The organism is Geotoga petraea, from assembly GCF_900102615.1.
Taxonomy (GTDB): domain Bacteria; phylum Thermotogota; class Thermotogae; order Petrotogales; family Petrotogaceae; genus Geotoga; species Geotoga petraea.
The window spans coordinates 236,221-256,436 of sequence record NZ_FMYV01000001.1 but is presented as its reverse complement, the minus strand read 5'-3'; the positions used below and the strand labels follow the sequence as shown (position 1 = coordinate 256,436).

At 32.6% G+C, this 20,216-nt stretch carries 34 protein-coding genes; all 34 read right to left on the bottom strand.

From position 1 onward, the window contains the following. Positions 1 to 14: 14 nt before the first annotated feature. The 34 genes from rpsD to BLS00_RS01055 all read right to left on the bottom strand — a co-directional run bounded on the left by rpsD (position 15) and on the right by BLS00_RS01055 (position 20,215). A complete protein-coding gene (rpsD, locus tag BLS00_RS01220) occupies positions 15 to 644 on the bottom strand; it encodes a 30S ribosomal protein S4 (protein ID WP_091402067.1) in 630 nt (209 codons plus the stop codon). 27 nt (positions 645 to 671) lie between these two features. Continuing rightward, positions 672 to 1,055: a 30S ribosomal protein S11 gene (rpsK, locus tag BLS00_RS01215; RefSeq protein WP_091402065.1), complete on the bottom strand. Its 384-nt coding sequence runs from the start codon at positions 1,053 to 1,055 to the stop codon at positions 672 to 674. A gap of 14 nt (positions 1,056 to 1,069) precedes the next feature. Next, on the bottom strand, positions 1,070 to 1,435 hold the full coding sequence (gene rpsM, locus BLS00_RS01210) for a 30S ribosomal protein S13 (protein ID WP_091402062.1): 366 nt from the start codon (positions 1,433 to 1,435) through the stop codon (positions 1,070 to 1,072). 16 nt (positions 1,436 to 1,451) lie between these two features. Further along, complete coding sequence (gene rpmJ, locus BLS00_RS01205; protein WP_091402060.1) at positions 1,452 to 1,568, bottom strand: 50S ribosomal protein L36; 117 nt, start codon at positions 1,566 to 1,568, stop codon at positions 1,452 to 1,454. 13 nt (positions 1,569 to 1,581) lie between these two features. Beyond that, positions 1,582 to 1,830, bottom strand: coding sequence for a translation initiation factor IF-1 (gene infA, locus BLS00_RS01200; protein ID WP_091402058.1), 249 nt, complete (start codon positions 1,828 to 1,830; stop codon positions 1,582 to 1,584). A 20-nt stretch (positions 1,831 to 1,850) separates the two neighbouring features. After that, entirely contained in the window at positions 1,851 to 2,618 is a 768-nt protein-coding gene (map, locus tag BLS00_RS01195; RefSeq protein WP_091402056.1) for a type I methionyl aminopeptidase, read from the bottom strand. After that, complete coding sequence (locus tag BLS00_RS01190) at positions 2,605 to 3,261, bottom strand: adenylate kinase (RefSeq protein ID WP_091402054.1); 657 nt, start codon at positions 3,259 to 3,261, stop codon at positions 2,605 to 2,607. The genes map and BLS00_RS01190 overlap by 14 nt, the downstream gene beginning before the upstream one ends. A gap of 5 nt (positions 3,262 to 3,266) precedes the next feature. Beyond that, a complete protein-coding gene (gene secY, locus BLS00_RS01185) occupies positions 3,267 to 4,544 on the bottom strand; it encodes a preprotein translocase subunit SecY (protein WP_091402052.1) in 1,278 nt (425 codons plus the stop codon). 2 nt (positions 4,545 to 4,546) lie between these two features. After that, positions 4,547 to 4,993: a 50S ribosomal protein L15 gene (gene rplO / locus BLS00_RS01180; protein ID WP_091402476.1), complete on the bottom strand. Its 447-nt coding sequence runs from the start codon at positions 4,991 to 4,993 to the stop codon at positions 4,547 to 4,549. Positions 4,994 to 5,012: 19 nt separating this feature from the next. Further along, positions 5,013 to 5,198 (bottom strand): 50S ribosomal protein L30, encoded by a 186-nt coding sequence (gene rpmD / locus BLS00_RS01175; protein ID WP_091402050.1) that lies wholly within the window; start codon positions 5,196 to 5,198, stop codon positions 5,013 to 5,015. Between the two features lie 4 nt (positions 5,199 to 5,202). Further along, a complete protein-coding gene (rpsE, locus tag BLS00_RS01170; RefSeq protein ID WP_091402048.1) occupies positions 5,203 to 5,736 on the bottom strand; it encodes a 30S ribosomal protein S5 in 534 nt (177 codons plus the stop codon). Positions 5,737 to 5,753: 17 nt separating this feature from the next. Next, entirely contained in the window at positions 5,754 to 6,122 is a 369-nt protein-coding gene (rplR, locus tag BLS00_RS01165) for a 50S ribosomal protein L18 (protein WP_091402046.1), read from the bottom strand. 25 nt (positions 6,123 to 6,147) lie between these two features. Then, the gene (gene rplF / locus BLS00_RS01160; RefSeq protein WP_091402044.1) at positions 6,148 to 6,702 is read right to left on the bottom strand and encodes a 50S ribosomal protein L6; all 555 of its coding nucleotides are present in this window, start codon (positions 6,700 to 6,702) and stop codon (positions 6,148 to 6,150) included. 15 nt (positions 6,703 to 6,717) lie between these two features. Beyond that, positions 6,718 to 7,122 carry a 30S ribosomal protein S8 gene (gene rpsH, locus BLS00_RS01155; protein ID WP_091402041.1) on the bottom strand — a complete coding sequence of 135 codons (405 nt, stop codon included), beginning with the start codon at positions 7,120 to 7,122 and terminating at the stop codon, positions 6,718 to 6,720. 14 nt (positions 7,123 to 7,136) lie between these two features. Further along, positions 7,137 to 7,322: a type Z 30S ribosomal protein S14 gene (locus BLS00_RS01150; protein WP_091402040.1), complete on the bottom strand. Its 186-nt coding sequence runs from the start codon at positions 7,320 to 7,322 to the stop codon at positions 7,137 to 7,139. Between the two features lie 17 nt (positions 7,323 to 7,339). Next, positions 7,340 to 7,891, bottom strand: a complete 552-nt coding sequence (gene rplE / locus BLS00_RS01145; RefSeq protein ID WP_091402037.1) for a 50S ribosomal protein L5 — start codon at positions 7,889 to 7,891, stop codon at positions 7,340 to 7,342. A 16-nt stretch (positions 7,892 to 7,907) separates the two neighbouring features. Then, positions 7,908 to 8,225 carry a 50S ribosomal protein L24 gene (rplX, locus tag BLS00_RS01140; protein ID WP_091402035.1) on the bottom strand — a complete coding sequence of 106 codons (318 nt, stop codon included), beginning with the start codon at positions 8,223 to 8,225 and terminating at the stop codon, positions 7,908 to 7,910. Between the two features lie 16 nt (positions 8,226 to 8,241). Next, positions 8,242 to 8,610, bottom strand: coding sequence for a 50S ribosomal protein L14 (rplN, locus tag BLS00_RS01135; RefSeq protein ID WP_091402033.1), 369 nt, complete (start codon positions 8,608 to 8,610; stop codon positions 8,242 to 8,244). Then, a complete protein-coding gene (rpsQ, locus tag BLS00_RS01130; RefSeq protein WP_091402031.1) occupies positions 8,610 to 8,912 on the bottom strand; it encodes a 30S ribosomal protein S17 in 303 nt (100 codons plus the stop codon). The genes rplN and rpsQ overlap by 1 nt, the downstream gene beginning before the upstream one ends. 6 nt (positions 8,913 to 8,918) lie before the next feature. Further along, positions 8,919 to 9,119: a 50S ribosomal protein L29 gene (gene rpmC / locus BLS00_RS01125; protein ID WP_091402029.1), complete on the bottom strand. Its 201-nt coding sequence runs from the start codon at positions 9,117 to 9,119 to the stop codon at positions 8,919 to 8,921. After that, entirely contained in the window at positions 9,116 to 9,544 is a 429-nt protein-coding gene (gene rplP / locus BLS00_RS01120; protein WP_091402027.1) for a 50S ribosomal protein L16, read from the bottom strand. Before rplP ends, rpmC begins: the two co-directional genes overlap by 4 nt. A gap of 21 nt (positions 9,545 to 9,565) precedes the next feature. Then, a complete protein-coding gene (gene rpsC, locus BLS00_RS01115; protein WP_091402025.1) occupies positions 9,566 to 10,198 on the bottom strand; it encodes a 30S ribosomal protein S3 in 633 nt (210 codons plus the stop codon). Positions 10,199 to 10,215: 17 nt separating this feature from the next. After that, complete coding sequence (gene rplV / locus BLS00_RS01110) at positions 10,216 to 10,656, bottom strand: 50S ribosomal protein L22 (protein WP_091402023.1); 441 nt, start codon at positions 10,654 to 10,656, stop codon at positions 10,216 to 10,218. A 13-nt stretch (positions 10,657 to 10,669) separates the two neighbouring features. Then, a complete protein-coding gene (rpsS, locus tag BLS00_RS01105) occupies positions 10,670 to 10,954 on the bottom strand; it encodes a 30S ribosomal protein S19 (RefSeq protein ID WP_091402020.1) in 285 nt (94 codons plus the stop codon). A gap of 13 nt (positions 10,955 to 10,967) precedes the next feature. Next, positions 10,968 to 11,795 (bottom strand): 50S ribosomal protein L2, encoded by an 828-nt coding sequence (rplB, locus tag BLS00_RS01100; protein ID WP_091402018.1) that lies wholly within the window; start codon positions 11,793 to 11,795, stop codon positions 10,968 to 10,970. 16 nt (positions 11,796 to 11,811) lie between these two features. After that, the gene (rplW, locus tag BLS00_RS01095; RefSeq protein ID WP_091402015.1) at positions 11,812 to 12,108 is read right to left on the bottom strand and encodes a 50S ribosomal protein L23; all 297 of its coding nucleotides are present in this window, start codon (positions 12,106 to 12,108) and stop codon (positions 11,812 to 11,814) included. Beyond that, positions 12,108 to 12,773 carry a 50S ribosomal protein L4 gene (rplD, locus tag BLS00_RS01090; protein WP_091402013.1) on the bottom strand — a complete coding sequence of 222 codons (666 nt, stop codon included), beginning with the start codon at positions 12,771 to 12,773 and terminating at the stop codon, positions 12,108 to 12,110. Before rplD ends, rplW begins: the two co-directional genes overlap by 1 nt. Before the next feature lie 35 nt (positions 12,774 to 12,808). Beyond that, positions 12,809 to 13,438, bottom strand: a complete 630-nt coding sequence (rplC, locus tag BLS00_RS01085) for a 50S ribosomal protein L3 (RefSeq protein ID WP_091402011.1) — start codon at positions 13,436 to 13,438, stop codon at positions 12,809 to 12,811. 36 nt (positions 13,439 to 13,474) lie between these two features. Then, entirely contained in the window at positions 13,475 to 13,783 is a 309-nt protein-coding gene (gene rpsJ, locus BLS00_RS01080) for a 30S ribosomal protein S10 (RefSeq protein ID WP_091402009.1), read from the bottom strand. 98 nt (positions 13,784 to 13,881) lie between these two features. Then, complete coding sequence (tuf, locus tag BLS00_RS01075) at positions 13,882 to 15,081, bottom strand: elongation factor Tu (protein ID WP_091402007.1); 1,200 nt, start codon at positions 15,079 to 15,081, stop codon at positions 13,882 to 13,884. An 82-nt stretch (positions 15,082 to 15,163) separates the two neighbouring features. After that, positions 15,164 to 17,251 (bottom strand): elongation factor G, encoded by a 2,088-nt coding sequence (gene fusA / locus BLS00_RS01070; protein ID WP_091402005.1) that lies wholly within the window; start codon positions 17,249 to 17,251, stop codon positions 15,164 to 15,166. 17 nt (positions 17,252 to 17,268) lie between these two features. Then, entirely contained in the window at positions 17,269 to 17,736 is a 468-nt protein-coding gene (gene rpsG, locus BLS00_RS01065) for a 30S ribosomal protein S7 (protein WP_091402004.1), read from the bottom strand. An 18-nt stretch (positions 17,737 to 17,754) separates the two neighbouring features. Next, positions 17,755 to 18,126 (bottom strand): 30S ribosomal protein S12, encoded by a 372-nt coding sequence (rpsL, locus tag BLS00_RS01060; RefSeq protein WP_091402002.1) that lies wholly within the window; start codon positions 18,124 to 18,126, stop codon positions 17,755 to 17,757. A gap of 118 nt (positions 18,127 to 18,244) precedes the next feature. Then, the gene (locus tag BLS00_RS01055; protein ID WP_091402000.1) at positions 18,245 to 20,215 is read right to left on the bottom strand and encodes an ATP-dependent helicase; all 1,971 of its coding nucleotides are present in this window, start codon (positions 20,213 to 20,215) and stop codon (positions 18,245 to 18,247) included. Position 20,216 lies beyond the last annotated feature (1 nt).

Genomic DNA, 20,216 nt, shown 5'->3' with positions numbered 1-20,216 from the left:
CCAAAACAAAAATATTATTTTGAATAAAGTTCGATAATATCCTGTACATCAACAGGTACGTCCATTTCATCAATTGATGGTATTCTAACAAATATCCCTTTAAATTGATCCTTGTTAACATCGATCCATGCTGGTGTTCTACCTAATCTTTCAGCTAAATCAACACCTTCTTTAATTTGTTGAATATTCCTGCTACTTTCTTTAACTTCAATTGTATCATTTTCTTTAACTCTGTAAGAAGGAATATCAACTTTCGAACCATTTACCAAAATATGGCCGTGTCGTATCATTTGTCTGGCAGTTCTTCTGTTTACTGCAAATCCCATTTGAAATACAACTGTATCTAATCTTGATTCTAATATTTGCATTAAAATTTCACCAGTTTGACCTTCTTTTTTTGCAGCTTCTTCAAAATATCTTCTAAATTGTTTTTCTAAAACTCCATAGATTCTTTTTACTGCTTGTTTTGATCTTAATTGTTTTCCGTATTGTGTTAATTTTTTATTTTCTTTACCATGCTGTCCAGGAGCAAAATTTCTCTTAACAGCTGATGACTTTTCTGAATAACTTCTTTCCCCTTTTAAAAGAAGATTGATTCCTTCTCTTCTTGAAAGTTTTTCAAGAGGGCCTCTATATCTTGCCATTATTGTTAACCTCCTTTAAATCTCTAATTAAAATCTTTTCTTTTTAGGTCTACATCCATTATGAGGAATAGGAGTTACATCTCTAATTCCTTCTACAGTTAAACCAGCAGCTTGAACTGATCTAATTGCAGATTCTCTTCCAGAACCTGGCCCTTTAACTTCTACATCTACTCTTTTAACTCCTAATTTCATCGCTTCTTTTGCTACTTTGTCGGCTGCAAGCTGAGATGCATAAGGTGTGCCTTTTTTAGTGCCTTTGAAACCAGCGTTTCCTCCACTTGACCAAGTTACGGTATTTCCATTAGGATCAGCTAATGTTATTATTGTATTGTTAAACGTTGAATTTATATGAACAACACCTTTTTCAACAGATATCTTCTTTTTCTTTGGTCTAGCTTTCTTTTTAGCCATTCAGTTAACCTCCCTTATTTTTTCCTTATTTTTGTTAATCTTGGACCTTTTCTTGTTCTTGCATTTGCATGAGTTTTTTGACCTCTAACAGGCAACTTAGCTTTATGTCTTTTTCCTCTGTAAGATCCAATATCGATTAATCTTTTGATATTTTTATTTATTTCTTGTCTTAAATCACCTTCAACTAAATATGTTTCGTTGATGTAATGAGATAGTTTAGAAATTTGATCATCTGTTAAATCTTTAGTTTTCATTTCAGGATCTATTTCTAAAGCATTTAAAATATCATAAGCTGTTTTTTCTCCAACACCATAAATTGACTGTAATGATACAAATATTTTTTTATTATTTGGTATTTCAACACCTAAAATACGAGCCATCTATATACCTCCTTTATTAACCTTGTCTTTGATTGTGTTTTGGATTTTTGTCACAAACAACCCAAACTCTTCCTCTTCTTCTAATAACTCTACAATTTTCACATCTTTTTTTTACTGATGCTCTAACTTTCATAATAGTTTCCTCCTTAGTTATTGTTATCATCAGTTCTTTTAATCTTTTCTCTCCTCACTATTCTACCTTTATTTAAATCATATATTGAAACTTCTACGGTAACTTTATCACCTGGTAATAATCTTATAAAGTTTTTTCTCATTCTACCAGATATATGAGCTAAAATTTCGTGACCATTTTCTAACTCAACACGAAATCTTGCATTCGGAAGAGATTCTAATATTTTTCCTTCCATTGTAATTACATCTTTTTTCTTAGCCATAATATTCCCCCTTTTATTAATTAGGGCTTTAGATTTGGAGATCCAGATAAAATTTCAGGTCCTTCTTCTGTAACAACTATTGTATATTCAAAGTGTGCTGCTTTACTTTTGTCCTCAGTGATTGTAGTCCATCCATCTTCAAGAATCTGAACGTTGAAATCACCCATAGAAACCATAGGTTCAATTGCTAAAGTCATATTCTTTCTTAGCTTTGGACCTTTACCTTCTTTTCCAAAGTTTGGAACTTGAGGATCTTCGTGAAGCTTTCTACCAACACCATGACCTACAAAGTCTCTTATTACGGAAAAACCCTTATCTTCTACATACTTTTGTATTGCATTGCTTATATCTCCAATTCTATTTCCAATAATGGCCTTTTCTACTCCTACTAATAGTGCTTCATATGTAGTATTGATTAATTTTTTTTCACTTTCGCTAATTTCACCAACATAATAAGTCCTGGCACTGTCAGCAATATAACCATCAAGGGTAATTCCACAATCAACAGAAACTATATCACCATTTTTAAAAATTTTATCTTTTGTAGGAAAACCATGTATAACTTCTTCATTCACTGAAACGTTAGTTGCATAAGGGTAACCATTATATCCTTTAAACGTTGGAGTTCCTCCAATTTCATCAATAAATTGTAAAACAAATTCTTCGACTTGTTCTGCGTTGTTCCCTTGTTTAATTATCTGTGGTAAAACCACATCAAGGAGACGGGCTAAATGCTCTCCGGCCCGTCTCATTTTCTCAATTTCTTTATCTGTCTTAATTATTATCATCAGATGATGCTCCTCTGAGTATATTAAACAATTCTTTTGTTACAGTATTTATATCTTTCGAGCCGTCTATTGTAAATATTTTTTTATTTTTCTTATAATATTCAATTACGGGTTCGGTGTTCTTTTTATAAACCCTGTATCTGTCTCTTACTGTCTCTTCTTTATCGTCTTCTCTTTGTATTAGCTTAGCACCGTCTATATCGCACTTCATATCTTCTTTTGGCTTTAAGGTAATAAGATTATAGACTTTTCCACAAACTGGGCATACTCTTCTGTTAGAAATCCTTTTAACAACCTCTTCTTCTGATACATCTATCAATATTATAGAATCTATATTTTTATTCGCTTCACTTAAAGCTTTATCTAAAAATTTAGCTTGATCTATTGTTCTTGGATAACCATCTAAAATAAATGAATCCATATGAACAACTTTTTCTTTTACTAATTTATTTATTATATCATCAGAAACAAGATCGCCTCTTTCTAATATGTCTTTAACCTTTTTACCTAATTCAGTTTCATTCTTAACAGCTTCTCTTAAAATATCGCCTGTAGAAACCTGTGGAATACCAAATTCTTCAGATGTTTTCTGTGCTTGTGTGCCTTTACCAGCTCCTGGAGGCCCAAAAAAAATTAACTTCATTTGGTTCATCTCCTTCCGCGAAGTTTCCCTTTTTTCATAAATCCTTCGTATTGCCTAGCAATCATATGTTGTTCCATTTGTTGTAAAATATCTAAAGCAACACCTACTGCAATGAGAGTACTTGTACCTCCAATCCAAATGTTAACTCCTGCTCCACTTCTTATAATATAAGGAAGTAATGCTATAATTACCAAGAATAAAGCACCTATAAAAGTAACTCTATTCATAACATTTCTTATATATCTTTGTGTAGGTTTACCTGGCCTTATACCAGGGATAAATCCTCCATAGCTTCTAACATTATTAGCCACTTCGTTTGGATCTAATACCACTGAACTATAAAAATAGGTAAAGAAAAATACTAATAATCCATATAGTATCAAATACAATGGTGCACCAATTCCAAATAATGTATTATCAACAGTAGTTTCTGTCATTTCTGAAATTAAATTTGGTAATGTCATTATAGCAGAAGCAAAAATTACAGGAATAACTCCTCCACCATTTACTTTTACTGGAATGTAAGTAGATGAACCACCGTACATTTTATTACCAACTACTCTTTTTGCATACTGGATATTTATTCTACGTTCAGACGTTTGAACAGCAACTGTAGCAACAACGATTACTATTACAATGATTAATAATAAAATCCATTCAATTGGTGTCATACCAACAAAGGCTTGTGCAGCATAACTTGGATATCTTGATACTATACCAGCAAATATTAGTACAGATATACCATTACCTATACCTTTTTCTGTTATCATTTCACCTAACCATAACAAAAACATAGTTCCAGCCATTATAGAAATTGTTGATAATAAAACAAATATAACATTTGGTAAAGCTTTTGCACTATAATTAGAAGCAGCGATTGATAACATCAATCCTTGAACTCCACCAATTGCCAAAGTAAGCCTTCTTGTTAATGAAGCAAATTTCTTTTTCCCTGCTTCTCCTTCTCTCATCATTTCTTTTAAACTTGGTAGTACAGAAGAAAGTAATTGCAAAATAATTGATGCATTAATATAAGGAGTAACACTCATAACAAAAATAGAAAAATTCTGCAAAGCTCCTCCTGCAAATACATCAAAAAAACCAATAAATCCCCCTGCAGCGCCACTTTGAGCTCCACCTAAAGCACCTTGCCATGCTTCTACATTAATGCCAGGAATAGGAATATATATACCTACTCTGAATGCAATTAAGGCTAAAAGTGTGAAAATGACGCGATCCCGGAGTTCCGGGATCTTAAATATATTCCTGAAAGCATTAGCCATTATTATATCACCTCTGCCTTACCGCCATTCGCTTCAATCTTTTGTTTTGCTGATTCAGAAAAAGCGTTGGCTTTGACAGTTAATTTTTTTGTAAGCTCTCCTTTACCTAAAACTTTTAACCCATCATTTACTTTTTTGATGATTCCTTTTTCTAATAACAATTCTACTGTTATTTCATCACCATCATTAAATCTCTTTTCTAAAGTTTCAATATTTACATATGAATGTATTTTTTTGAAAGGTGCGTTTGTAAATCCAAATTTTGGACTTCTTCTATATAAAGGTGTTTGTCCACCCTCGAAGTCTGCTCTTTGACTAGCACCTGATCTTGCTTTTGCACCTTTGTGACCTTTGCCTGCTGTTTTACCTAAGCCAGAACCGGGCCCTCTTCCTAATCTTTTCTTTTTAAATCTTGAACCTGGTGTGGGTCTGAGATCTTCTATATTCATTGACATTACTCTTACCCCCTCATTCTTCAATTTCTTCGATTGCAACAAGGTGTTTTACTTTTTTTATCATACCGTTTATTGCATCGTTTACTTCTTTTACTACTTCTTTTCCTGGCTTATTTAAACCTAATGAATCTAAAGTAGCCAATTGTCTTTTGGTTTTTCCTGCTCTTCCTCTAACTAATTTAATTTTAACTTTACTCATAAAATCAAACCTCCCCGTGTGCGCCGTGGATAACTTGTTTTACGGAGATATCTCTAAGTTCAGCTATTTTTTCAATAGATTTCAACTCTTTTAAACCATTCAATGTTGCTTGAGCTAAGTTTAAAATTGTTGTAGATCCAAGTGCTTTTGTCAAAATATTGTGAACCCCTGCTAATTCTACTACAGCACGAACTGGAGCTGATGCAATAATACCTGTACCTGGTGCAGCTGGAATTAACAATATTTTTGAAGCATCTTGAACTCCCATTACCTGAAATGGAATTGTAGAATTTTTAACTGGTATTTCTGTTAAATTGGTTTTTGCATCGTCAATTGATTTTCTAATTGCTTGAGGAACTTCTCTTGCATTCCCAATTCCAACTCCTACTTTACCTTTTTTATTTCCTACAACTGATACAGCTCTAAAAGATATAGTTTTACCACCAGTGGTTACTTTGGTAACTCTCCTGATCTCTATAATTCTTTCTTCAAATTCCTGAGCAACATCAGTAGCTTTAATATTTTTATCTTTAGCCATGTGTTTTCCGCACCTCCCTAAAACTCTAGCCCTGATTCACGGGCTGAATCCGCAAGGGCTTTTATTCTTCCATGATATTTATATCCAGCTCTATCAAAAGCAATTTTTGATATTCCTTTTTCTTTTGCTCTTTTACCTATTAATTCTCCAACTTTTTTAGCAGCGTCAATATTCCATGTTTTTTCCAAACTATCTTTTAACTCTTTGTCTAAAGTTGAAGCTGATACTAAAGTTTTACCTTCTTCATCATTGATAATTTGAGCATAAATATGTTTTTCCGATTTATTAACAACCATTCTTGGTCTTTCAGCAGTGCCCCTTAGAACTTTTCTAATTTTTGTTCTTCTTTTATTTCTAAGAGCTTTTTTATTGGCTTTTTTTATCATCTCTTTTACAGCCCTCCTTTAACTATTAAACCTTTTTACCTTCTTTCTTGATTATCACTTCATCTAAGTATTTGACACCTTTACCAGAATATGCATTAGGTTCTCTTATTTTTCTTATTTTTGCTGCAACTTGACCAACTGCATGTTTATCTATGCCTTTTATGTTAACTTTATTTGGCTGTGGAACTTCAATAGTTATTCCCTCTGGAGGTGTTATTTCAATTGGATGAGAATACCCAAGGTTTAATATTAATTTATTACCTTGCATTTGTGCTCTATATCCAATTCCTAATATTTCTAAGTTTTTTTCAAACCCTTCTGTTACACCTTTTATCATGTTTCTGATTATTGATGTATAAGTTCCTCTTAAAGCTGTTTGTTTTTTCATGTTTGATTTTCTTTTGCTTTCTGATGATTTTGAAACAACCATTAATTCATTTTCATTTATTTCAATATCAAATTGTTCGTCTAAATCAATCTTTAGTTCGCCATTTTTCCCTTTTACTATGATGCTCATACCTTCTTTTTTGATATCAACACCATTAGGGATAGTTGTTGGTTTATCTGCAATTCTAGACATTATTAAAACACCTCCTTACCAAACATAACAGATTACCTCTCCACCAACTTTATAATCTCTGGCTTCTTTATCTGTAATTATTCCTTTAGAAGTTGAAATTATAGCTATACCTAAGCCGCCTTTTACTGATGGGATTTCATCTGATTTTACATATACTCTTCTACCAGCTTTTGACACTCTTAATATGCCATCTATTACTTTTTCTTTATTTCTTCTTTCACCTTTGTATTTCAAATTTACTTTGAGTACTCCTTGTTTACCATCTTCAATAAATTTATAATCAGTAATGTATCCTTCTCTTTTTAATATATCAAGAATTGATTTTTTCATATTAGATGCAGGAATCTCAACACTTTCTTTAAAAACTGAATTTGAGTTTCTGATTCTTGTTAGCATATCTGCTATGGGATCAGACCACATTAACGTTTCCCTCCTTACCAGCTAGCCTTTTTGACACCAGGAAGTTTACCTTCTAATGCCATTTTTCTGAAACATATTCTACATAGACCAAATTCTCTTATTACACCTCTTGGTCTTCCACAAACTTTACATCTTGAGTATTTTCTTGTTTTATATTTAGGCTGTTTTTTCCATTTTTCTATTAACGCCTTTCTAGCCATTTAAAAAATCCCTCCAATCACTGTTTTTTGAATGGGAATCCAAAGCCTGCTAAAAGTTCCCTTGCTTCTTCGTCTGAATTAGCAGATGTAACTATTGTGATATCCATTCCCTGAATTCTATTCACATCATCATGTCTTATTTCTGGGAAAACCACTTGTTCACTTAGACCAAATGTATAATTTCCTCTTCCATCAAATGAATCAGAAGGTAATCCTCTAAAGTCTCTTAATTTAGGTAATACAATATTAATTAGTTTGTATAAGAAATTGTATTTATTTAACCCTCTTAAAGTGACTTTTGCACCAATTGGCATTCCTTCTCTTAGTTTGAAATTAGCAACAGATTTTCTTGCTTTTGTTACTACTGCCTTTTGTCCAACTATAGTTGATAATTCTTGCGCATGTTTTTCAGGAACACCTTTATTTCTTGCACCTTCTGATATACCCATGTTAACAACTATTTTTACAATTTCAGGTACTTGCATTAAATTTTTATATTGAAATTTCTTCATCAAATCAGGAACAACTTGTTCTTTGTACCTGTCTTTGAGTGGGATATATTCAGCCATTTTATTTCCTCCTCAATTACACTTTATCGATTATTTCTTCACATTTCTTACAGTATCTTGCTTTTTTACCGTCATCCAATGTTTCATATCCAACTCTTGTCTTTTTACCACAACTTGGACATACTACTTGGACTTTTGAAACATGAATTGGGGAAGGTTGCTCTATAATGCCGCCTTCTCTCATTTGTTGAGTTGGCCTTTGATGTTTTTTTACAACATTAACATTATCAACAATAACCGATTCCGCTTTTGGTATAACTCTTAAAACTTTACCTTTTTTACCTTTATCTTTTCCAGATATAACTTGCACAGTATCATCTTTTTTTATCCTCATTGAATTCACCACCTCGTCACCAAACTTCTTTTGCAAGTGATGCTATTTTTGTGTAACCTGCATCTCTTATTTCTCTTGCAACGGGTCCGAAAACTCTTGTACCAATTGGTAAGTTGTTTTTATCAATCAATACAGCAGCATTATCATCAAACCTAATGTATGATCCGTCTTTTCTTCTTACTTCTTTACTGGTTCTAATTATTACAGCTTTTACCACTTGACCTTTTTTTATATCAGCATGTGGAATAGCTTCTTGAACTGCAGCAACAATTATTTCTCCTAATGATCCTGTAGCTTTGTGAAACCCACCTAAAACTCTAATAACTTTTATAACCTTTGCTCCAGAGTTATCAGCTACTCTTAACTTTGTCTCTACTTGAACCATTAGCTTTCACCTCCGAGAATTTCATCCACAGACTCGGGTGTTTCCTCTTCTTCTCCAAAGATTGATTTTTTAACAATCTTTATTAATTCAAATCTTTTTAATTTTGAGTATGGTCTGGATTCTTGAATTTGAACTATATCTCCAATGCTTGCTTCATTATTTTCATCATGTGCATGGTACTTTTTGGTTCTTCTAATTGTTTTTTTATAAACAGGATGCTTTACCAAATCTTTAACTTCTACAGTTATAGATTTATCCATTTTATCGCTGATTACTTTTCCAACTATTTTTTTCTTTGGCATTGCACATTACCTCCTTATGCCCAATTCCCTTTCTCTTAAAATCGTCTTTATCCTTGCTATATCTCTTCTTACTTCCTTAATAGAAGATGTATTTGTTAGTTGACCCATTTCTGCTTGAAATCTTAATTCGAATAATTTCTTTTTTGTATCTTCAAATTTTTGGGTTAATTCAACATCTGTTAAGTTTCTTAACTCAGCTACCTTCATAACTTTTCACCCCCTATTTTATATCTGGGCACAATCTTGGTTCTTATTGGGAGTTTTGTTGCTGCATAATGAAGTGCTCTTTTAGCTGTTGCTGAGTCTACACCCCCAACTTCAAAAAGAACTTTACCTGGTTTTACTACTGCAACCCAACCTTCTACATCTCCCTTACCTTTACCTTGCCTTGTACCAATTCCTTTGGAAGTAATTGATTTATCAGGGAATATTCTAATCCATATTTTTCCATTTCTTTTTAAAGTTCTTACCATAGCTAATCTGCATGCTTCAATTTGCTGAGCTGTTATCCATTGCCCTTCTAAAGCTTTTAACCCATATTCACCAAAATGAACTAAGCTTCCACCTTTTGTCATACCGGTGTTGTTTCCTCTATGAACTCTTCTATATTTAACTCTTTTTGGCATTAACATTGCTTATTTACCTCCTTTGGTTCATAAGTGTGTGTCACCTTTATAGATCCACACTTTTATTCCAATGGTTCCATACTTTGTTTGAGCTTCTTTTGATGTGTAATCTATATCGGATCTTAAAGTTTGTAAAGGTAGTCTTCCTTCCATATACCATTCAGTTCTAGCAATATCTGCTCCACCTAATCTTCCTGAAACCATTATTTTGATTCCTTTTACTCCTCTTCTCATAGCATTAGATATAGCTCTTTTCATAGCTACTTTATGAGAAACTCTTCTTAAAAGCTGTCCAGCTACATCTTCAGCTACTAATTGTGAAGATGTGTAAGGCACTTTTACTTCTTCAACATAGACTTTTATTGCCCTGTTGTTTATCATCTTGCTTAATTCTTCCCTAAGTGCTTTAATTTCAGAACCTTTTTTACCAATAACCATGCCTACTCTTGAAGCATGTATATCTATTTTTACTAAAGAATCACCAGGTCTTTGAATAATAACATCAGCGATTCCTGCTCTTTCATATTTTTTATATATGTGATCTCTAATTTGTCTATCTTCACTTAGGTATTCATCATAGTTCTTTTCACTGAACCAAACTGACTTCCATTCTTTGGAAACACCTACTCTGAACCCGTATGGATGTACTTTTGAACCCACAAATTTCACCTCGCTTATTATTCTTCAGCGTTTTTATCCCTAACTGTAATTTGTATATGAGACATTCTCTTCTGTAAAATATCGGCTCTTCCTCTTCCTCTGGCCCATAGTCTTTTCATTCTTGGACCTTCATTTATCATTATTTCAGATACGATTAAGTTTTCTGCTTTCAAACCAAAGTTGTTTTCAGCGTTAGCAATAGCACTCATTAAAACTTTATATATTATTCTGGCCGCTTTTTTAGGACTGAACATTAATATTTGAAGTGCTTCTGAAACATCTTTTCCTCTTATTGCATTTGCAGTTGATCTACCTTTACTTGGCGACATTCTTATGTACTTTGCAACTGCTTTTGCTTCAACCTTTGGTTTTGCTGCTTCTTCTTCTTTTCTCAATTTATGATAAACGGATCTTTTTAATCTTTTTCCGTCTTTAACTCTTGAAACATTAGAAGCCATTTGAATTACCTCCTCACTTCATCTTTCCTTTAGCTGCTTTTTTGTCTACGTGACCCCCAAATCTTCTAGTTGGAGCAAATTCACCTAATCTATGTCCGATCATCTGTTCACTTATATAAACTGGAATATGTTTCATTCCATTATGAACAGCTATTGTATGTCCTACCATTTCAGGGATTATCATTGATGCTCTTGACCATGTTTTTATTACTTTTTTTTCGCCTTTTTCGTTCATTGAACTTATTTTCTTTATGAGACTTTTATGTATATATGGTCCCTTTTTCAATGATCTACTCACTCATTACACCCCCTTATTTACCTTTTCTTCTTCTTACTATAAATTTATCACTTTGTTTTTTTCCTCTTCTTGTTTTAAATCCTTTTGATGGTGTTCCCCATGGTGATCTTGGAAGATGTCCTTTTGAAGCTCCTTCACCACCACCCATTGGATGATCAACTGGGTTTTGAACCATACCTCTAACTTTAGATTTCCAACCTTTCCATCTTTTTCTACCTGCTTTACCGTCTACTTCGTTTATGTGGTCTTCATTTCCCACCATCCCTAATGTAGCAATACAAGTAGTTCTTACTCTTCGTAGTTCTCCTGATGGCATTCTTAATAATGCATATTTACCTTCTTTTGCCATTAACTGAGCATAAGTCCCAGCAGATTTTGCTATTTTTCCGCCTCTTCCAGGTTCAAACTCAACGTTGTGTATGATAGAACCTAAAGGAATATTTTCTAACGGCATCGCATTACCAGGTTTGATTTCTGCATTTGGGCCATTCATTACTGTTGATCCAACTTTTAATCCTTTTGGTGCTAAAATATATTTTTTATCGCCATCAATGTAATATAACAATGCAATTCTTGCACTTCTGTTTGGATCATATTCAATAGAAACTACCTTTGCAGGAACATCAACTTTATTTCTTTTAAAGTCAATTATTCTATATCTTCTTTTATGACCTCCACCTCTATGTCTCATAGTTACTCTACCGTAATTGTTTCTACCGGAAGATTTTTTAAGAGGAGCCAATAGAGATTTCTCTGGTCCTTTTTTACTTAAGTCGGATTGATCTACCATCACCATAAATCTTCTAGAAGGAGTTGATGGTTTAAACTTCTTAAGAGCCATTATTTATCACCTCTCATTACATGTTGCCTTGTAATTCTCTAATTACATAGCCATCCGCAAGTTTTATTATTGCTTTTTTCCAACTACTTCTATAACCTTCACTTCTACCCAATCTCTTAGGTTTTGGTTTATAGTTCATAGTTTTCACGTCAACAACTTTAACATTAAATAATAATTCAATTGCTTCTCTTATTTCTAATTTATTTGCATCTTTTGCTACTTTAAATGTGTATTTATTTTCTTGCATCATCATATAGCTTTTTTCTGTGAGGATAGGTTTTATAATTATATCATATGCTCTTGTTTTTTCCATTAGACGAGCACCTCCTCAATTTTCTTAACCATATCTTTAGTAAGAATGATTTTTTCATTGTTAATTAAATCAAAAAGGTTTAAACCATCGACATTTGTTTTACCTTGATTAGGATTATCAGCAATAATTACCTTTATTTTAGAGATATTCTTAGCAGATAATTTAACATTTTCATATTTTTCTTCTTTATAAGGTAAAAGCATTAGTACTTTTTTACTTGTTAAATCTAATGCAGACAAAACTTCTTTCATTGATTTTGTTTTTGGTGTATCAAAACTGATATCATCTAAAATGATCATGTTCCCTTCACTTAGTCTTAAACTTAATGCTGATTTAAGAGCTAATCTTTTCATCTTTTTGTTTAGTTTTTTGTTAAAATCTCTTGGTTTTGGACCAAAAATAACTCCACCTTTTCTGAATAAAGGAGATCTTATTGATCCAGCTCTTGCCCTACCAGTATGTTTTTGGGCCCAAGGCTTTCTTCCTCCACCTCTTACTTCAGACCTTGTCTTAGTAGAAGCGGTTCCTGCTCTACTGTTTGTTAATTGCATGTCCAAGTATCTGTACATTAGATCTTTGTGAGGCTCTAATGAAAAGATATTGTCATTCAATTCTAAAGTTTCAACATTTTGGCCTTTTGTATTCAATATATCAACTTTAGCCATACATCTTACCTCCTTATCACGTTTTCGGGCGTTTATTATTTTTTAACTTTAACAGCGTTTCTTACAAACACTAATCCGCCCTTCGCTCCTGGAACTCCACCTTTGATCGCTATTATATCATTTTCTACATCTAAATATACAACTTCTGAATTTAGAACTGTTGTTTTTGCATTACCGTATTGTCCTGCCATCTTTTTACCTTTGAATACTCTTGCAGGATATGATGCGTTACCAGTTGATCCTAATGCTCTATGAAATTTAGACCCGTGAGTTTTTTCTCCTCCACTAAAATTCCATCTTTTTATATGACCAGCTGTTCCCTTTCCTTTTGAAGTACCAATAACATCAATTTTGTCACCTTCTTCAAAAAGATCAACCTTAATTTCTTGTCCAATTTCATAATCGTCAATGTTTTCAACTTTAATTTCGTGTAAGTGCCTCATTGGTTTAACTTCTGCTTTTTTGAAATGTCCTGCGAGAGGTTTTTTTACTTTTCTTTCAGGAATTTCTTCAAAACCAATTTGAATAGCATTATATCCATCGTTGTCAACATTTTTCTTTTGAACGACAAAACAAGGTCCAGCTTTTATAACTGTGACCGGGATAGCCTTTCCGTCTTTATACACTCTAGTCATACCTACTTTTTTTCCTAAAATACCTTTCATTAATTACACCTCCAGAGCCCGATCTATTAAATTTTATTACGCTTTTATATCTACTGCAACACCTGCTGGTAATTTAACTTTCAATAATTTTGTAACAGTTTCAGATGAAGCATCATATATGTAAATAACTCTTTTATGAACTCTTTTTTCAAATTGTTCCATTGAGTATGAATATTTATGTGGTGATCTGATTACTGAATAAACACTTTTTTCTACTGGTAATGGAATAGGTCCAGATAATTTTACGTCTGAATCTTTTACTGCATCGATTATTTTTTTAGAAGAATCATCCAACAATCTATGATCATAAGCTTTCAATCTAATTTTTATAAATTTTTTACCCATACGGTATTCTATGCCTCCTTTTTGCAATAATAAGGGGAGCTATCCGCTCCCCGGAATCCTTAATTATTTTAACTTTAAATTATTTCAATTCTGTTTTATTACTCTATTATTTCTGTAACAACACCAGCACCAACAGTTCTTCCGCCTTCTCTTATAGCAAATCTCATGTTGTTTTCAAGAGCAACTGGGTAGATTAATTCAATTGTCATTGTTATGTTGTCTCCAGGCATTACCATTTCTGCTCCACCATCAAAATCAATTAATGTACCAGTAACATCCGCTGTTCTGATATAAAACTGTGGTCTATATCCTTTTGTGAATGGAGTATGTCTTCCGCCTTCTTCTTTCTTTAAAACGTAAACTTCGGCTTTAAATTTTTTATGAGGAGTAATTGAGCCTGGTTTTGCCAAGACTTGTCCTCTTTTAACGTCATCTTTTCCTTTACCTCTTAAAAGTATACCAACGTTATCTCCAGCTGTACCTTCGTCTAATTCTTTTCTGAACATTTCTACACCAGTACAAACTGTTTTAGAAATTTCTTTACCTACACCTATAAGTTCAATTTCATCTCCAGTGTGTATTTTACCTCTTTCAATTCTTCCTGTAACTACTGTTCCTCTACCTGTTATTGTGAAAATATCTTCTATTGGCATTAAGAATGGTTGATCTGCAGCTCTTTCTGGTTCTGGGAAGTAATCGTCTACTGCATCCATTAATTCATAAATATGTGATTTCCATTCGTCTACATCATCTGGCTCTTCTAATGCTTTTAAAGCTGAACCTTTAATTACTGGAACATCGTCACCTGGGAATTCATAGCTTGATAATAATTCTCTAACTTCCATTTCTACTAATTCAATTAATTCTTCATCTTCAACCATATCCACTTTATTGATAAACACTGCTATAGCAGGTACGTTAACTTGTCTTGCCAAAAGAACGTGCTCTCTTGTTTGTGGCATTACACCGTCAGTTGCTGCAACAACTAATATAGCACCATCCATCTGAGCTGCACCTGTAATCATGTTTTTGATATAGTCAGCATGTCCTGGACAGTCTATATGTGCATAATGTCTTTTTTCTGTTTGATATTCAACGTGAGTAACGTTGATAGTAATACCTCTTGATCTTTCCTCAGGAGCCTTATCGATCATGTCAAATGGAGTAAAATCAGCTCCACCTTTTAAAGATAAGCTTTTTGTTATAGCTGCTGTTAATGTTGTTTTACCGTGGTCAATATGTCCAATTGTACCAATGTTCATATGGACTTTGTCTCTTACAAATTTTTCTTTTGCCATTCTAGGATTCCCTCCTTATATTTAATAAAAAATTTTACATCATCACAAATTATACATTATTTTTATATAGACTTCAAGCTGATTAGTCTTTATTAATAATTTTTTCAGCGACATTAGCTGGAACTTCTTCGTATCTTGCAAATTGAATTGAGTTGGTAGCTCTTCCTTGAGATAAAGATCTCATGGCTGTAGCATATCCAAATAATTCAGATAATGGAACAATAGCATGAACTATTCTGGTGTTTGAACCACTAACATTATCGAATCCATCAATTCTACCTCTTCTTGAATTTAAATCAGCTATAATATCTCCCATATATTCTTCAGGAGTGGTAACATCTACTTTCATAACTGGTTCTAATAAAACTGGTTTTGCTTTTTTAGCAGCATCTTTAAAAGCCATAGAACCAGCTATTTTAAACGCCATTTCTGAAGAGTCAACTTCATGGTATGAACCATCATAAAGTGTAGCCTTAATATTAACCATTGGATATCCTGCTAATACACCAGTTTGCATTGCTTCTTTAATTCCATTTTCAACTGCTGGGATGTATTCCTTAGGAATAACTCCACCAACTATTTTATCTACAAATTCAAAGGTTTTCTCTTCTTCAGTAACTAAAGGTTCAATTTTGATTTTTACATGTCCGTATTGACCTTTACCACCAGATTGTCTTATATATTTAGTCTCAACATCTGCGGTTTGCTTTATAGTTTCTTTGTAAGCTACTTGTGGTTGACCAACTTTAACATCTACTTTATGTTCTCTTTTTATTCTATCTACAATTATTTCAAGATGTAATTCGCCCATGCCTGAAAGAATTGTTTCCCCAGTATCGTGATCAACATAAGCAGTTAAACTTGGATCTTCATCAGTTAAAGCTGCTAATGCCTTTGACAATTTTTGCTCATCATTTTTAGTTTCTGGTTCAATAGAAACACTGATAACTGGTTCTGGGAACTCTAATTTTTCAAGAATCAAGTCTGAATTTTCTGAAGCTAAAGTATCACCAGTAGCTGTGTCTTTCAATCCAACAACACCTACTATATCTCCAGCTCTTACATAATCCACTTCTTCTCTTTTATCTGAATGCATGAACATCAATCTTGAAATTCTTTCTTTTTTACCCTTTGTTGTATTTAAAACATAGCTTCCTTTTTCCAACGAACCTGAATAAACCCTCATAAAAGTAAGTTTACCTACGTAAGGGTCCACCATTATTTTAAAAGCTAAGGCTAAAAAATCTTCATTTTTAGTCGGTTCTATCTCTTTAATAAATTCACCTGTTTGTTCATCAAAAGCTTTTACTGGAGGCATATCTAAAGGAGAAGGTAAAAAATCAATTATAGCATCTAAAACTGGTTGTACTGCTTTATTTTTAAATGCACTTCCGCAATAAACAGGTATAAGATTATTATCTAATGTACCTTTTCTAATTGCTGATTTTAATTGAGCATTACTAATTTCTTCTTCTCCAATATACAATTCCATTAATTCTTCATCAAATTCAGCAGCAGCTGCAATTAAGTCTTCTCTCTTTTCTTCTGCTATTTCTTTTAAATCTTCTGGAATATCTGTAATTTCAAAATCCATTCCATCATCAGAATTCCATAAATAAGCCTTCATCTCAATAAGGTTAACTACACCTTTAAAATCAGCTTCTGCACCAATTGGAATAACAATAGGAACTGGATTAGCTCCAAGCTTGTCAATCATTGTTTGTACTGCGTTAAAGAAGTTTGCACCAATTTTATCCATTTTGTTCATAAAGGCTATTCTTGGTACACTATATTTATCGGCTTGTCTCCAAACTGTTTCTGATTGAGGTTCAACTCCAACTTGTGCATCAAATACTGCAACAGCCCCATCTAATACTCTTAAAGCTCTTTCAACTTCAACTGTGAAATCCACGTGACCGGGTGTGTCAATAATATTTATTCTGTGGTCTTTCCAGAAAGCAGTTGTTGCAGCTGATGTAATTGTAATACCTCTTTCTTTTTCTTGTTCCATCCAGTCCATTTCTGCAGTTCCATCATCAACAGATCCAATTTTATGTTTTGACCCAGTATAGTATAATATTCTTTCTGTTGTAGTTGTTTTACCTGCATCTATATGTGCTATTATCCCGATATTTCTTATTTTATCGAGGGTTAATTTTCTCTCTTTCAAGTCTACTCCCTCCTAAATTACCATCTGTAGTGAGCAAATGCTTTATTAGCATCCGCCATTTTGTGAACGTCATCTTTTCTCTTAACAGCAGCACCTACACCATTGTAAGCATCCAATAATTCTTGTGATAATCTATCAATCATAGATTTCCCTTGTTTTGATCTCGCTGAAGTAACAATCCATCTCAAAGATAATGATAATGCTCTTCTTTCAGGCACTTCGAATGGAACCTGATAAGTTGCACCACCAATTCTTCTTGATCTAACCTCAACTAATGGTTTTACGTTTTCTATAGCTTTATGAAAAGCTTCTACTGCATTTTCTCCTGTTTTTTCTTGCAAAATTTCTAACGCTCCATAAACTATTTTTTGAGCTTTTGATTTTTGCCCATCTAACATTATTCTATTTACTAATTTAGTGATCAATTCATCGTTATAAATTGGATCAGCAATTATTTTCCTTTTTTCAGCTCTTCTTCTTCTCATTCAGTTCAACCCTCCTTATTATTTAGGTCTCTTAGTACCATATTTACTTCTTGATTGTCTTCTGCTTTCCACTCCAGCTGTATCCAATGTTCCTCTGATTACTTTGTATCTTACCCCTGGAAGATCTCTTGTTCTTCCACCTCTTAACAATACGTTAGAATGTTCTTGAAGATTGTGTCCTTCACCCGGAATATATGAAGTAACCTCAATTCCATTTGATAGTCTAACCCTTGCTATTTTTCTTAAAGCAGAGTTTGGCTTTTTAGGAGTCATTGTTGAAACTCTAACACAAACTCCTCTTTTTTGAGGATTAGATTTCAAAGCTGGTGACTTTGTTTTTTTTGTTGATTGTTTTCTACCAAAACGAATCAATTGATTAATTGTAGGCATTAAATATTTGCCCTCCTTCCTTTTTTATTTTTAAAATACCAACTTATATTCTACATTATTAAATTTTAAATTTCAATTAAATTGGGTTAACATTATATTTTAATTGTTTGTAAAGAAATTAATATTTATAACTTGTTTTGAATGTTTCTACTAAATTTTCTGGAATATTTTTGATAAAATCGTATTCCTTTTTTACAAATACATAGGAATTACTCATGAATGGATTTGTCGATCCAGTTATTTGTTTTAGAATATATAATTCGTCTTTAGCCCTTGTTATAGCTACGTAGAACAACCTTTCTTCTTCATCTAATTTCTTCTCTTTTATGGCCATCCCATTTGGGAAATCCCCTGGATTAACCGATAACAATATCACAACTTTCCATTCTAATCCTTTTGCACCATGAACTGTTGTCAATGTTATTTGATCTTCTTTTTGGTCTCTTTCAGCAGATTTGACAGTTATATTTTCGCTTAAAGTCATTTCTTCTAAAAATTTCATCAAAGATTCGTATTGAGAAGATATATCCTGAAACCTTTCTATATCCATGTTTCTTGAGGCAGAGTTTCTGAATGTCAAATTAGAATACTCTTTGTAAAATTCATTAAATATGAAGTTTATTATTTCATCGGGTTTATTTTTATCTTTTTCAAAAAGCTTTTTATAAAATTCGTAGGCTTCTTTGAATTTTTTCAACTTACTATTTTTAAATGCTTCCAGCATATTTATTCCCTCTTTAAATTGTGAGGTTATTGATTTATAAATATCTGTTGCAGTTTTCACACCTATGCCACTGAACAATTTCAGTGATCTATTCCAAGAGATATTATCATAGGGATTGTATAATATTTTTAAGAAAGATAAAACATCTTTAATATGTTTAGTTTCTATAAACCTTTTTCCCGATAAAAGTCTGTAGGGAATTTGTTGAGAATCTAATTTTTGCTGTAAAGTCATAGATAAAGCATGCGATCTATATAAAACAGCTATTTCATTTAGATCAACATCTTGATCTATTTTTTCTTCGATGATCTTTATTACGGCTTCCGATTGTTCTAAATCATCAAAAGTTTCTATGATATTTGGTTTTACATATTCTTTTCTTACAGATTTAAGATTTTTTTCTACAGAATTATTTGGAAGCATATTGTTTATAAAAGAAACAATATTAGGTGTACTCCTATAATTCGTTTGTATTTTGAAAAGTTTTGTATCATCTCTTTTTATAAATTCTTCGATATTTTCGTATCTTGCTCCTCTAAATGAATAAATACTTTGAGAATCATCTCCAACAACTATCAAATTCTTTGAATAAGAACTTATTGCTTGAACTATTTCAAGCTGGATTTTATTGGTATCTTGAAATTCGTCAACTAAAACATATTTATATTTAGAAGCAATATCATTTAAAGCCTTTTTATTAAAAGATAACAAATGGGCAGTATTAACAAGTAAATCATCATAATCCATTGCATTGATGTTCTTTTTCATTTCTTGATAATTACCCCAAATGTGTTCTATATCGTTTTCATAATCAATTAAATAAGGGGCTATTTCTAAAATGCTTTCTCTAATAGACTTCAAAGTATTAGATGCATAAGATATAACTTTTTGAATTACAGACTCCTTCGGGAATTTTTTGGCGTCTTCTCCCATCCCCTCTTTGTATTCATTTCTAATGATTTTTAACAAGTCTTTCGAATCCTCTGAATCGAGTATAGAAAAATTGTTTTCATAACCTATTGCTTTAGCATATCTTCTCAAAATCCCATTACATACATGATGAAAAGTGCCTGCGGTTATGCCTGTTAAATCCTGATCTGTTACATTTCTAATTCTATCAGTCATCTGTTTTGCTGCTGCCCTTGTAAATGTCACAAGCATTATCTCACTTGGTTTTACTCCCTGAGATAATAAGTAAGCAATTTTATAAGTGATTACTCTTGTTTTTCCTGAGCCTGGACCTGCTATTATTAAAGAATTACCATTAGAATTAATAACGGCATCAAGCTGTTCTTCATCCAGATTATCTTTTAAAAATTTAGGTATCTCTTTTTTTATTTCAAATATTTTTTTGTCTTCTTCCATT